General features: G+C 73.3%; 11 protein-coding genes and 2 pseudogenes. 7 read left to right on the plus strand and 6 right to left on the minus strand.

What is annotated here, in order from left to right:
* Both ACFVYN_RS12995 and ACFVYN_RS13000 read right to left on the minus strand, forming a co-directional pair.
* Positions 1 to 304, minus strand: a pseudogene (locus tag ACFVYN_RS12995) (FMN-binding protein); the annotation flags it as partial.
* Positions 305 to 314: 10 nt separating this feature from the next.
* On the minus strand, positions 315 to 1,655 hold the full coding sequence (locus ACFVYN_RS13000) for a ferric reductase-like transmembrane domain-containing protein (protein WP_389996712.1): 1,341 nt from the start codon (positions 1,653 to 1,655) through the stop codon (positions 315 to 317).
* A gap of 153 nt (positions 1,656 to 1,808) precedes the next feature.
* Here ACFVYN_RS13000 and ACFVYN_RS13005 point away from each other — a divergent pair, with 153 nt between their 5' ends.
* The 3 genes from ACFVYN_RS13005 (at position 1,809) to ACFVYN_RS13015 (ending at position 5,024) form a co-directional block, all read left to right on the plus strand.
* Positions 1,809 to 2,498, plus strand: a complete 690-nt coding sequence (locus ACFVYN_RS13005) for a response regulator transcription factor (RefSeq protein ID WP_389996715.1) — start codon at positions 1,809 to 1,811, stop codon at positions 2,496 to 2,498.
* Between the two features lie 38 nt (positions 2,499 to 2,536).
* The gene (locus tag ACFVYN_RS13010) at positions 2,537 to 3,952 is read left to right on the plus strand and encodes a sensor histidine kinase (protein WP_389996956.1); all 1,416 of its coding nucleotides are present in this window, start codon (positions 2,537 to 2,539) and stop codon (positions 3,950 to 3,952) included.
* 70 nt (positions 3,953 to 4,022) lie between these two features.
* A complete protein-coding gene (locus ACFVYN_RS13015) occupies positions 4,023 to 5,024 on the plus strand; it encodes an NAD-dependent epimerase/dehydratase family protein (RefSeq protein ID WP_389996717.1) in 1,002 nt (333 codons plus the stop codon).
* 85 nt (positions 5,025 to 5,109) lie between these two features.
* Here the strand turns inward: ACFVYN_RS13015 and ACFVYN_RS13020 are convergent, their stop codons facing one another.
* Positions 5,110 to 6,222, minus strand: coding sequence for a sensor histidine kinase (locus ACFVYN_RS13020; RefSeq protein ID WP_389996720.1), 1,113 nt, complete (start codon positions 6,220 to 6,222; stop codon positions 5,110 to 5,112).
* A gap of 3 nt (positions 6,223 to 6,225) precedes the next feature.
* Positions 6,226 to 6,933 (minus strand): response regulator transcription factor, encoded by a 708-nt coding sequence (locus tag ACFVYN_RS13025; protein ID WP_389996723.1) that lies wholly within the window; start codon positions 6,931 to 6,933, stop codon positions 6,226 to 6,228.
* A gap of 103 nt (positions 6,934 to 7,036) precedes the next feature.
* On the opposite strand from ACFVYN_RS13025, the gene ACFVYN_RS13030 reads away from it, so the two are divergent.
* Genes ACFVYN_RS13030 through ACFVYN_RS13040 form a run of 3 tightly spaced genes read left to right on the plus strand, consistent with a single transcriptional unit; the run spans position 7,037 to position 9,257 of the window.
* Positions 7,037 to 7,762: a glycosyltransferase family 2 protein gene (locus ACFVYN_RS13030; RefSeq protein WP_389996726.1), complete on the plus strand. Its 726-nt coding sequence runs from the start codon at positions 7,037 to 7,039 to the stop codon at positions 7,760 to 7,762.
* Positions 7,759 to 8,367, plus strand: coding sequence for a DUF2064 domain-containing protein (locus tag ACFVYN_RS13035; protein ID WP_389996729.1), 609 nt, complete (start codon positions 7,759 to 7,761; stop codon positions 8,365 to 8,367). The genes ACFVYN_RS13030 and ACFVYN_RS13035 overlap by 4 nt, the downstream gene beginning before the upstream one ends.
* A gap of 17 nt (positions 8,368 to 8,384) precedes the next feature.
* Positions 8,385 to 9,257 carry a class I SAM-dependent methyltransferase gene (locus ACFVYN_RS13040; RefSeq protein WP_389996732.1) on the plus strand — a complete coding sequence of 291 codons (873 nt, stop codon included), beginning with the start codon at positions 8,385 to 8,387 and terminating at the stop codon, positions 9,255 to 9,257.
* 292 nt (positions 9,258 to 9,549) lie between these two features.
* Here ACFVYN_RS13040 and ACFVYN_RS13045 read toward each other — a convergent pair whose 3' ends face one another.
* Positions 9,550 to 10,776, minus strand: coding sequence for a molybdopterin-dependent oxidoreductase (locus ACFVYN_RS13045; RefSeq protein WP_389996735.1), 1,227 nt, complete (start codon positions 10,774 to 10,776; stop codon positions 9,550 to 9,552).
* A gap of 114 nt (positions 10,777 to 10,890) precedes the next feature.
* Between ACFVYN_RS13045 and ACFVYN_RS13050 the strand changes: the two genes are divergently transcribed.
* Positions 10,891 to 12,213 (plus strand): hypothetical protein, encoded by a 1,323-nt coding sequence (locus ACFVYN_RS13050; protein ID WP_389996738.1) that lies wholly within the window; start codon positions 10,891 to 10,893, stop codon positions 12,211 to 12,213.
* A gap of 107 nt (positions 12,214 to 12,320) precedes the next feature.
* Here the strand turns inward: ACFVYN_RS13050 and ACFVYN_RS13055 are convergent.
* Positions 12,321 to 12,729 (minus strand): annotated as a pseudogene (locus tag ACFVYN_RS13055) (peptidoglycan endopeptidase); the annotation flags it as partial.

Here is a 12,729-nt window from a genome sequence, read left to right on the forward strand (position 1 = left end):
GCGCCTGGAGTGTCTCCGCGACCAGCTTCGGCACGGCGGCCGTGGTCTGCGGGTGATCTGGCTGCTGGAGCATCTTCACGGCGGTGATCTTCGTACCGGCGAAGGTCACCTGGAGCTGTACGGGGCCCTTCTCCGTGTCGACCGTCGTGGTCGTGACCACGTTCGTGCCGGAGGCGCCGGAGGAGGACGTCGAGGGTGCCGGCGTGGTGGCCTGGACGGTGGAGGTGCCGGACGACGGCTCGTACAGCCAGACGGGGACCAGGCCCGCGATGCTCAGGACGACGACAGGTATGGCTCGTTTCACGGTCTGTTCCTCATCCCGCCAGGCTGAAGCGCTCGAAGTGGATCTGCGGCCCCGGCACGTCCAGCTCACGCAGGCTGCCCAGGACCGCGGTCATCATCGGGGGCGGTCCGCACAGGAACACGTCCCGGTCGGCGATGTCGGGCACGAGCCGCGCCAGCTCACCGGCCGCCAGCTTGTCGGGCACCGGCGGGCCGGTGACCAGGTGGAGTTCGGCGCCCTTGGCCATCGCGAGGTCGCGCAGCTCGTCGTAGAGGACGGCGTCCCGGTCGGAGCCGACGCGGTAGATGACGACGGCGTGGCCTTCCACCTCCTCCAGGAGGGCCCGGATGGGAGTGACGCCGACCCCGCCGGCGATGAGCACGGACTCGGGGCGGGTGCGGTGCAGGGCGGTGAAGGCGCCGTACGGGCCCTCGGCGAAGACGCGGGTGCCGATCTTGAGGTGCCGCAGGGCGGCGCTGCCCTCGCCGGCCGCCTTGGCGGTCAGGCGCAGGGTCCTGCCGTCGGGGGCGGCGGAGAGAGAGAAGGGGTTGGCCTGCCACCAGCGGTCGGCGGTCAGGAACCGCCACAGGAAGAACTGGCCCGCCCTGGCGGGGAGTTGGTCGAGGTCCTTGCCGCTGATGTAGATCGAGACGACGTTGTCGCTCTCGGGCACGACGGCCGTGACGCGGAACTGGTGGCGCCAGTTGCGCCACAGCGGGAGCACCGCGCGGCCCAGGACGACCGAACCGAGGGCGACGCCCCAGACGCCGTACCAGTACCCGGTGGCGACGGACGAGGACGTGAAGGTGGTGCCGACGGCGACCTGGTGGGTGAAGGCCAGCACCACGGCGGCGTACGTGTACAGGTGGATGAAGTGCCAGGTCTCGTAGGCGAGGCGGCGCCGGGCGTAGCGGGCGGAGACCGCGCCGACCACGAGGATCAGGAAGAACGCGACGACCGCGCGGAGCACGCCCTCGGTGGTCTCGGCGAGGTCGACGATCTCGCCGACCGGGCCCACGTCGGTGCCCTCGGCGTAGCCGAAGCTGATGAAGGTGACGTGCGCGAGGAGCGTCCACAGGATGCCGAAGCCGGTCCAGCGGTGCCAGGAGGTCAGCCGGTCCATGCCGATGCGGCGGTCGAGCCAGGGCAGGCGGGCCACCAGGATCAGCTGGAAGGCCATGATGAGCGCGGCGTACAGGCCGGTGAGGCGGCCGAGCACGATGAGCGCGTTGGAGGCGAAGCCGGCCTGGGCGAAGAACCACGCCACCACGGCCGCGTTGGCGGCCAGCACGGCGTAGAGCCCGGTGCGGGCCACCACCCTGGGGCGTTTGATCGCCGTGGGGGGCGCGGGGGGCGATTGGACGGTGGTCACGGGTCGTAGCTCCTCGATCGGGACCTCTGGATTACCGAGCTTCTCCGGTGGGAGCTGTCGATCAGCTGTCGTACAACTTTCAAGAGGTTATCGATCTGCTTACGGGCCCCCTCCGGCTCTGGCTTTCCGGTCGCCGTGAAGCACTATGAGCGGGTGGAAAAAGTACGACTCCTCGTCGTGGACGACGACCCGCCGATCGCCGATCTCGTGGCGACGGTCGCCCGCTACGAGGGCTGGGAGGCGGTCACCGCGAACTCCGGCGAGGAGGCGCTCAGCCGCGCCGCGGAGTTCCGCCCGGACATCGTGGTGCTCGATCTGATGCTCCCGGACATCGACGGCTTCGGCGTCCTGGACCGGCTGCGGCGCTCGGGGACGATGGTGCCCGTGGTGTTCCTCACGGCGCGGGACGCGGTCGCCGACCGGGTGGCCGGGCTGACCCGGGGCGGGGACGACTACCTGGTCAAGCCGTTCGCGGTGGAGGAGTTGATGGCCCGGCTGCGGACCGTGCTGCGGCGCAGCGCCGGTCCAGGCTTCCAGCGCTCGGTGCTCGGGGTCGCGGACCTCACGATGGACGAGGACACCCGTGAGGTGCGGCGCGGCGACAAGCTGCTCACGCTCACCCCGACCGAGTACGAGGTCCTCAGGTACCTGATGCGCAAGTCGCCGACCGTGCTCACCAAGGCGCAGATCCTCGACCACGTGTGGGAGTACGGCTTCGGCGGCCGCTCCAACGTCGTCGAGCTGGTCGTCAGCCGGCTGCGCCGCAAGCTGGACGACACGGGCGAGCCGCTGATCCACACCGTGCGGGGCTTCGGGTACGTCATCCGGCAGGCGGCCGAGTGAGGTCCTTCTTCGGCCGGCTGCGGTCGGCGTACCGGAGGATGCGGCTGGGCACCCGCCTCGCGCTGGGGATCGGGGTGCTGGCCCTGGTGGTGTTCGGCGTCGTCGGCACCGCCCTGACGACGTACATGCGGGACTATCTGTCGGCGCAGCTCAACGAGCAACTGTCGCTCGCGCAGGTCGCCCAGTCCAAGAGCATCGCCGAATCCGGCACGCTGACCGACAAGAAGTACTGGAGCTGGTACTACGCGGTGTACGACGTCAAGGACGGCGTGCCCGAGCTGCGCAAGCCCGAGGATCCCACCGATCTGCCGGCGGACGTCGACACGTTCACCGCCGTCGCGAAGGCGCAGACCGTCGCGCACACCGAGGTCCTGGCCACCGAGCACCTGAGCGGCCAGGGCGAGTACCGGCTGCGCGCCTGCGAGGTCGAGCCCGGTGTGGTCCTGGTGAGCGCGGCTCCCATGGACGGCGTCGACGCGACCGTACGGCGGCTGATCACGGTCCAGGTCGTCGCCTTCGGGCTGGCCCTGCTGGTGCTCGTGGTCATCGGCCGCAAACTGCTGCGGCGCGGCCTGAAGCCGCTGAGCGACATGGCGCACACCGCGCACGGCATCGCCCTGCACGACCTCACCGAGACGGAGTCACGGCTGCCGCTGCGCGCCGACAAGCGGGGCGGCGGTCCGGAGGTCGAGGAGCTGCGGACGGCGTTCAACACCATGCTGGAGCACATCGACGACTCGCTCGCGGTCCGCGCGGAGGCCGAGCAGCGGCTGCGCCGGTTCGTCGCCGACGCCTCGCACGAGCTGCGCACGCCGTTGATGTCCGTACGGGGCTACGCGGACCTCTTCCAGTACGCCGCCGCCAACGCCCCCGAGGAGCGTGACCGGCACCTGGCCCGGCTGCGGGCCGAGGCCGCCCGCATGGGCTTCCTCCTGGACGACCTGCTGCTGCTCGCCCGCCTGGACGCGGCGGAGGTGGAGACCCCGCTCCGGCCCGCCGAGACGGATCTGGTGGAGCTGGTGGAGCACGCGGCCGACGCCCTGCGCGCGAGCCACCCGGACCGTCCGCTGACGGTGGCGCCGGGCCCCCAGGCCCTGAAGCTGCGGCTCGACCCGCAGCGCGTGCGCCAGGTCCTCGACAACCTCCTCACCAACGCGGCCGTGCACACCCCGCCGGGCACAAAGGTGTCGGTCGGCGTGCGGGTGCGCGACGGGCACGCACAGGTGCGGATCGCGGACGCCGGACCGGGCATTCCGCCCGCCGACCAGGAGCGGGTCTTCGACCGCTTCTACCGCGTCGACAAGGCCCGCAGCCGGGACCGGGGCGGCAGCGGTCTCGGCCTCGCGGTGGCGAGCTCCCTGGTCCGGGCGCACGGCGGCACGATCGAGCTGAGCAGCGAGCCCGGCTCGACGGTGTTCACGGTGTCGCTGCCGCTCAGCCTCACCCGGCCGTGAGTCTTACGAAGCCGTGACGTGACGGGCGCGGTCCGGCCGTCCGGGCAGCTTGCGGCCCTACGTTGAGGGCATGCGCGTACTGGTCACCGGCGGTGCCGGTTTCATCGGGTCCCAGATCGTCGAGGCGCTCGCGGCACACGGCCACGAGCCCGTCCTGTATGACGTCCGGGCCGACCCGGCGTCCGACGTACGGGACCCTGCCGCCGTCCGCGACGCCCTGACGGGAGTGGACGCGGTGTGCCACCAGGCGGCCATGGTCGGCCTGGGCGTGGACTTCGCCGACGCCCCCGAGTACGTCTCCCACAACGACCTCGGTACGGCGGTCCTGCTCGCCGCGATGGCCGAAGCGGGGGTACGGCGGCTGGTGCTGGCCGGGTCGATGGTCGTGTACGGCGAGGGCCGGTACACCTGCGCGCGGCACGGGAGCGTACGGCCGGGTCCGCGCGCCGTCGCCGACCTGGACGCGGGGCGCTTCGAGCCGCCGTGCCCGCGGTGCGGCGCGGACCTCTCCCCCGGTCTGGTCGGCGAGGACGCCCCGGTCGATCCGCGGAACGTGTACGCGACGACCAAGCTCGCCCAGGAGCACCTGGCGGCGTCCTGGGCGCGGGCCACGGGCGGTTCGGCGGTGGCGCTGCGCTACCACAACGTGTACGGCCCTGGCATGCCCCGCGACACCCCGTACGCCGGCGTCGCCTCCTTCTTCCGCTCCGCGCTCGCCCGGGGTGAGGCCCCGCGCGTCTTCGAGGACGGCGGCCAGCGCCGGGACTTCGTCCACGTGCGGGACGTGGCCGCGGCCAACGTGGCGGCGCTGGAGGAGTGTTCGGGGAGCGGCGTGCTCACGTCCTACAACACCGGAAGCGGCGAGCCGCACACGGTGGGCGAGATGGCCCGCGCGCTGGCCGGGGCGTACGGCGGTCCCGAACCCGTGGTCACCGGGGAGTACCGCCTCGGGGACGTACGGCACATCACGGCGGACTCGGCGCGGCTGCGGGCCGAGCTGGGATGGAAGGCGCAGGTCGGATTCGCCGAGGGCATGCGGGAGTTCGCGGGCGCCGGGATGCGGGACGCGTAGCCCGCGATGGACCGGTGGTGCCGCCCGTGAAAGAAAGCGGCCGCGGGCGGCACCACCTCTGTTCGGACTTCCAGTGGCCGCCTTCTCAAGAGGCGGCCGACGGCAGCAGCACCTCGAAGCGGCAGCCGCCCGGCACGTTGCGTACGGTGGCCCGGCCCGCGTGGGCCTCCACGATGCCCCGGACGATCGCGAGGCCGAGTCCCGCGCCGGCGGGCGGCGTTCGGGCATGGGTGCCGCGCCAGCCGGTGTCGAAGACGCGGGGCAGGTCCTCCTCGGGGATGCCGCCGCAGCCGTCCGTGACGGACAGCACGACACCCTCGGCGCGATGCTCGGCGGCCACCGCGACCGTGCCGTCGGCGGGGGTGCGGCGGATGGCGTTGACGAGGAGGTTGCCCAGCACGCGGCTCATCTCCTTGCCGTCCACCTCGACCGGCACGGCCGCCACCCGGTCGCCGACCAGCCGCACGCCGTGCTCGCGGGCCACCGGGTCGGCCCCCGCGAGGGCGTCCGCGACGAGGTCGTACAGGGAGATCCGGCTCGGGCTCAGCGCGAGCGTCCCCGCGTGGATGCGGGAGAGTTCGAAGAGGTCGCCGACCATGTCGTTGAGGCGTTCCACCTCGGTGCGGATCTGCCTCAGATAGCGGGCCGGGTCGGCGGCGACGCCGTCCTCCAGGGCCTCGGACATCGCGCGCAGCCCGGCGAGCGGGGTGCGCAGGTCGTGGGAGATCCAGGCGACGAGTTCGCGCCGGGAGGACTCCAGGGCGCGTTCCCGCTCCCTGGACTCGGCGAGTTTGGCGCTGGTGGCCTCCAACTCCCGGCTGAGCTCGGTGAGTTCGGCGGTCGTGGGGCCGCCGGGCGAGGTGAAGTCGCCGCCGTCGCCGAAGGAGCGGGCGGCGAGCGCGAGGGCCCGGCTGCGGGCGGTGACCCAGCGGCCGAGCAGCAGGGCGGTGGCCAGCGAGACCACGGCGGCCATCAGGACGACGGTCGTGACGACCCGCAGGTCGTGCCCGGACAGGAACATGGCCTGGGCGACCGCGAGGGTCCCGGCCAGCATCGCGGTGACGCCGACCGCGGCGACCACGGCGAGGTGCAGGGAGAGCGAACGGCGCCGGACCAGCACGAGCACCCAGGCGCCGAGGAGTCCGGCGGCGACGGCGCCGAGGAAGGCGTAGAGGGCGATGAGGAGCATGTCGTTCACGGCTCACACCTCCGCGGGTGAGCCGTCGAAGCGGTAGCCGACGCCCCACACGGTCTGGATCAGGCGGGGCCTGGCCGGGTCGTCCTCGACCTTGCCCCTGAGCCGGCGCACATGGACGGTGACGGTCGACAGGTCGCCGAAGTCCCAGCCCCACACCTCGCGCATCAGGTCCTCACGGCTGAAGACCCGGCCGGGGTGCCGCAGGAAGAACGCGAGCAGGTCGAACTCCCGGATGGTGAGGGCGAGTTCGGTACCGCCCTTGAGGGCGCGGCGGGCCGCCGGGTCCATCGAGAGTCCGGCGGCGCCCAGGTGCCCCGACGGCTGAGAGGGCCGGGAGCGGCGCAGTACGGACTCGACGCGCAGGACCAGTTCGCGGGGGCTGAAGGGCTTGGTGACGTAGTCGTCGGCGCCGACCTCCAGGCCCAGGATGCGGTCGTCCTCGTCGCCGCGGGCGGTGAGCATGATGACCGGGACGGGCCCGCGCCCGCGCATCCGGCGGCACACCTCCAGGCCGTCCATGCCGGGCAGCATCAGGTCGAGGACGACGAGGTCCGGGCGGTGCGCGGCGGCGCGGGCGAGGGCGTCGGGGCCGTCGACGGCCCGGTCCACGAGGTAGCCGGCCCGGTCCAGGTAGCCGGAGACCACCTCGGCGACGGTGGGGTCGTCGTCGACGACGAGGACCCGGGGCCGGGTCTGTGCTTGCTGCTCCATGCCGCCAGCCTCGCACCGCGCGCGCGAATGCGCTGCGGACGGCCGCCGACGTCCTTGTTTCGTAAGGAGCCGGAGTCCGGTTCGCCCGTTTCGCGTTCGTAGGGTGAACATCGTGACGACCCCTTCAGTGAACGAAACGGCGGCGTCCGTGGACGTCGTGCTGCCCTGTCTGGACGAGGCCGGGGCCCTGCCGTGGGTGCTGGAACGCATCCCGCCCGGCTGGCGCGCGCTCGTCGTGGACAACGGCTCCACGGACGGCTCGGCCCGCATCGCCCACGCTCTCGGCGCGACCGTCGTCCGCGAGGAGCGGCGCGGTTTCGGCGCCGCCTGCCATGCGGGGCTGACGGCGGCCACGGCCGACATCGTGTGCTTCTGCGACTGTGACGCCTCCCTCGACCCCTCGGACCTGGTGCCGTTCGTGGCCGAGGTGCTGGCCGGCGAGGCGGACCTCGTGCTCGGCCGGCGGCGCCCGCAGGCCCGCGGTGCCTGGCCGCCGCACGCCCGGGCCGGCAACCTCGCGCTCGCCCGGCTGCTGCGCCGCCGCACCGGTCTGCGGCTGCACGACCTGGGACCGCTGCGGGCCGCCCGGCGCGAGTCGCTGCTCGCGCTCGGTCTGACGGACCGGCGCAGCGGCTACCCCCTGCAGATGGTGGTGCGGGCGGCCGACGCGGGCTGGCGGATCGCCGAGCACGACGTGCCGTACCGGCCGCGCACCGGCGCCTCCAAGGTGACGGGCACCTGGCGGGGCACCTGGCAGGCCGTGCGGGACATGAGCCAGGTCCTGTCCGAGTCCGGGACGTCCGAGGCCGGGACGGGGGTGCACGCGTGATCACCCTTCTCGTCATCGCCAAGGAGCCGAGGCCGGGGCGGGTGAAGACCCGGCTCACCCCGCCGTTCACGCCCGAGGAGGCGGCCGCGCTGGCCGAGGCGTCGCTCGCGGACACCCTCGACGTCGTGGCCCGCACCCCGGCCCGGCGCCGGGTCCTGGTCCTGGAGGGTACGCCGGGCCCCTGGCTGCCGCCGGGTTTCGAGGTCGTACGGCAGTGCGCGGGCGGCCTCGACGAACGGCTAGCAGCGGCCTTCGCGGGCTGCGAAGGCCCGGCCCTGCTCATCGGCATGGACACACCCCAGGTGACCCCGGAGCTGCTCACGGTGGACTTCACCGACTGTGACGCGTACTTCGGGCCTGCCGAGGACGGCGGTTTCTGGGCGCTGGGGCTGGCGGAACCGGACCCGTCCCGGCTGCGCGGGGTTCCGATGTCGACACCGGACACCGGCGCGGCCCAGCGCGCCCGGCTGGCCGGACTGCGGGTACGGGAGCTGCCGCCGCTGCGGGACGTGGACACGGCGTACGACGCGGAACTGGTCGCGCGAGCGGCACCGGACGGACGGTTCGCGGCGAAGCTGGCCCGGCTTGCGGGGGTGTCGCGGTGAGGGGGCCGCGGGTCGGCGTGGCCACACGGCCGGGCGAGGACACGGTCACCGTGCGGCCGGACGGCGAGACAGCCGGGCCGGAGCCGGGCCCGGCCTCCCCGCCCAGCGGCGGGGTGAGGTCGGATGCGAGGGACGGCACCTGGTCCGCCGACCCCTACGCCCGGGCCCTGCGCACCGGCCGGGGACCCCTCTTCCTGCGTCGCTCCGACGGCTGGCTGCTCCCGCTCGAACTGGAGCGTTGGTGCGCCGCCGCGGACGCCGCGGACCTGGAGGTGCTGCGGCGCTGCGAGGGCGCGGTGCTGGACGTCGGGTGCGGTCCGGGGCGGCTCGTCGCCGCACTCGGGGCCCGTGGCCGGCGGGTGCTCGGCATCGACGTGAGCGAGGCGGCGGTCGCGCGGACCCTCGCGCTCGGCGGACCGGCCCTGCGGCGGTCCGTCTTCGAGTCCCTGCCCGGCGAGGGCCGCTGGGGCACCGCGCTGCTGATCGACGGCAACGTCGGCATCGGCGGCGACCCGCAGGCCCTGCTCGACCGGACGGCCCAACTCCTCGCGCCGGGCGGCCTGTTGATCGCCGAGACGGTCACCGGCCCGGACCTCGACGAGCGGGTCCAGGTGCAGGTCGCCGACGCCCGGGGTGCCGTTGGCGGCCAGTTTCCGTGGGCCCGGCTCGGCACCCCCGCCCTGCTGCGGCACGCGGCCCGCACCGGCTGGACGGCCGTGGATCAGTGGACGGCGGGCGGCCGTTCCTTCGTCTCCCTGCGCCGCCGTAGGGCCCTCGCCCTGCCCTGCCGTACGACCAGGACCGCCGCCGAACCGCCGAAGAGCACCGCCGTGATCAGCAGCCAGCGGGCAAGGAAGCCGTCCGGGGACAGGCCGGTCGCCGAGGCGTAGCGGTCCGCGACCTGCCCGGTGATCAGCGGGAACCACACGAGCAGGAGCAGCAGGGAGAAGGCGGCGGGGACCCGGACGTACAGGACGTGCCGCCCCGCCGCCTTCACCAGCGCCCGGTCCGCCGCCGCGTACAGCGGCAGCAGCACCAGGTCGTGCAGGACGGCCGCCCCGACGAACCACAGCGCGATCCCGAAGAGGTCTCCCGACAGCAGCCGCACCCCCGCATACCCCGCGAGGGCGAACGAGCAGACGAGCAGGAGGAGTTGAAGGGGGCTGCCGAGGGGGATCCGCATCACAGGTCTCCGAAGGTCAGCCGCGCCACCCACTTGGTGTTCAGCACACCGGGCGCCGCGGGCACGATGATCCGGGCCGGGTGGCCGTGGTCGGGGGTCAGCTCCTCGCCGTTGACGAACAGGGCGAGCAGGGAGCGTGGGTCGGCGACCTGGTTGGCGCGCAGGGCGGCCCGGCGGAAGGCGCCGTGCCGTTGCAGGGACTCCACGAAGACGTCCGGCGCGGCGTCCTCATATCCGACGAGCGCCGCGAGGTCCCGCAGCCGCACCCCGCGCCACTCCTGGTCGGAGGTCGACCAGCCCTCCACGCAGGCGATCGGCAACGCCGAACTGTGCAAGGGGAGTTGGAGGAGTTCGGCACGGCTGAGGCGAACAGTGCGGCCGTCGCGGCCCGCGACGACCAGCCGCCAGGCGTCCTCACCGGTCTCCGCCGGGTCGATCCCCGCGTACGCGGCGGTCTTGTTGATCTGGAAGCCGCCCGGCCCGGACGCCGGTTCGTCGCCGCCGTGCGGGGCGAGGAGGGCGGTCTCGCGCAGGGCGCCGTCGAAGCTGCGCCCGGCCGTGGTGAGGAACAGCAGCAGCGAACCACCTCCGACGAACCAGAGCGCCCCGCGCCGCGACACGGTCGGCTCGGCCGGGTCCGGTGACACCAAGTCGGTTCGTTCTTCTCGGAGTTGCCGCAGACTGCGCAGGGCGAGCGGCATCTTCAGCACGGCGTGGGCGACGAACGCGGCGAAGAACACCCACGCCCCGTAGAAGTGCAACGCGTAGAAGGAGCCCGGGAAGACGTAGTCCAGCTGGACGTTGAGCGCCCCGGTCACGAACTCGAAGAGCGCGCCGCCGACCAGGAGCAGCAGCGAGAGCCGCTCCAGCGCGTGCGTGAGCGAGCGCGCGGGCGGCAGCGTGAACAGCTTCGGCGCCACCGACCACAACTTGGCCAGCAGGACCGGGATCAGGGTGATGCCGAGGGTGACGTGGACGCCCTGGGTGAGCCGGTACAGCCAGTGCGGGTCGGTGGGCCAGGAGAAGAGGTAGAAGCCGAGGATCCCCTTGCCCGGGGTCTTGTCGTTCACCGGCGACAGGTTCGGGTTGTAGGCGGCGTACGACAGCAGCCCCGTCACGAACAGCAGGGTGATGCCGCCGAGCAGCACCACCCCGAGGACGGAGGTGAGCCAGGGGCCGCGCAGCGGGCTGCGCCAGGAGGAGGGTGCGAAGGGAGACCGTGCCATGCCCCGACCGTAGGCCCGCGCCACCCCGCGGACGGGCCGGCGAACCATGACGAAACTCTGACGTCGTCGCATGTCAGCCCCACACGGGTGAGCGTGCGGCCTAGCGTCGTCCGCGTGAACCGGGACCTTGTTCGTGACCTGTACGCGGCCGTGTGCGCCGCGCTCCTCGTGCTGACCGCCGTACTGGTCGGCACGGCGATCCAGCACCGGAACGGCTCGCTCCGCGTCGGCTGGCCGCCCCTGCTGGCGAGTTGGGACCCGCATGTCGGCCCCGGCACCCCGGCAGCGGTCGTCGTCGCGGCCGCCGTGGTGGCGTACGGCCCCTCGCTCGCCGCCCGGCTCCCCTGGCGCCCGCTGCTGCTCGCCGTCTGGGGCGTGGGCATGGCCTGGACGTGGTCCCTGGCCCTCGTGGACGGCTGGCAGCGGGGCGTCGCCGGGCAGCTCACCACCAGGAACGAGTACCTCCGGGCCGTCGGCCGCTTCCACGACATCCCGGCGGCCCTGCGGGACTTCACCCGGCACATCCTGATCGGCTCGCCGGACAACTGGGGCGCCCATGTCGCCGGGCATCCGCCGGGCGCGACCCTCACCTTCGTCCTGCTCGACCGGATCGGGCTCGGCGGTGGGGGCTGGGCGGGGACCTGGTGCATCACCGTCGGCACGACCGCGGCGGTCGCCGTCCTGGTCGCCGTACGGAGCCTCGCCGACGAGTCGCTCGCCCGCCGCGCCGCACCCTTCCTGGTCCTGGCCCCGGCCGCGGTCTGGGTGGGCACGTCGGCCGACGGGTACTTCGCGGCGGTGGCCGCGTGGGCGGTGGCCCTGCTCGCCCTCGCGGTACAGGGGTGCCGGCCGGCGCTCAACGGCCTCTGCTCGGGGCTGTTGTTCGGACTGACCGTCTATCTGTCGTACGGCCTGACACTCATGGTCGTCGTCGCGGCAGCGGTACTGCTGCTGGGCTCCTCCCGCCGGCCCCTGCTGTTCGCCCTGGCCGGTTTCGTGGTCGTGCCGGTGCTGTTCACGGTGTCGGGGTTCGCGTGGTGGGAGGGGTACCGGCTGCTACAGACGCGGTACTACCAAGGGGCGGGCGGGGTGCGGCCGTACGCCTACTGGGTGTGGGCGAACCTCGCGTGCACGGTGCTGATCGTGGGGCCGGCGACGGTGGCGGGGGTGCGGCGGGCCGCCGTTCGACTGTGGCCGGGCCGGGGCTGGTCGCGCAGTGCCCCGCGCCCCTTGGCGGTGTTGGTGCTCGCCGCCCTGCTGGCCCTGCTCGTCGCCGATCTCTCCGGGATGAGCAAGGCGGAGACGGAACGCATCTGGTTGCCGTTCGCCGTCTGGCTGTTGCCCGCGGGTGCGCTTCTGACGGGGGTGCGGGGCTGGCTGATCGGGCAGGCCGTACTCGCGCTGCTCCTGAACCATCTGCTGCTCACGGGGTGGTGAGCCTGCACTGCGGCGGCAGTTGGGTGAGGCCGCGCGGCCGAGGTGCCGCCGGTCCCCACCGGACCGGTCTCTTCAGCGCCGGTCCGGTGGGGAGGAGCCGGGGCGGATCAGCAGGTGGCCACGCCGTCCAGCCAGGCCGGGCCCTTGATGTAGATGTTGGTCAGCCACGAGCCGTCGGTCAGCTTCGACCAGGCGTCGTTGGTGTAGCCGTCCGCCGTGACCTCCTGGGCGTGCTTCTGGCAGACCACGTTGACGGTGGTCGGCTGGGCGAAGTAGTCGACCACGCCTGCGTTGACGTTGGGCTCGCTGTGGGTGCGCACCCCGGTGCCCCAGGTCTGGAACGCCGTGCTGCCACCCGACGGCGGCGGGGTGCTGCTGCCGCCGCAGTCCGGGATGCCGGGCAGCCAGGCCGGGCCCTTGATGTAGATGTTGGTCACCCAGGAGCCGTCGGCGAGCTTGGCCCAGGCGTCGTTGGTGTAGCCCTCGGCGGTCACGGTCTCCGCGTGCTGCTGGCAC

The organism is Streptomyces sp. NPDC058307, assembly GCF_042880295.1.
GTDB lineage: Bacteria > Actinomycetota > Actinomycetes > Streptomycetales > Streptomycetaceae > Streptomyces.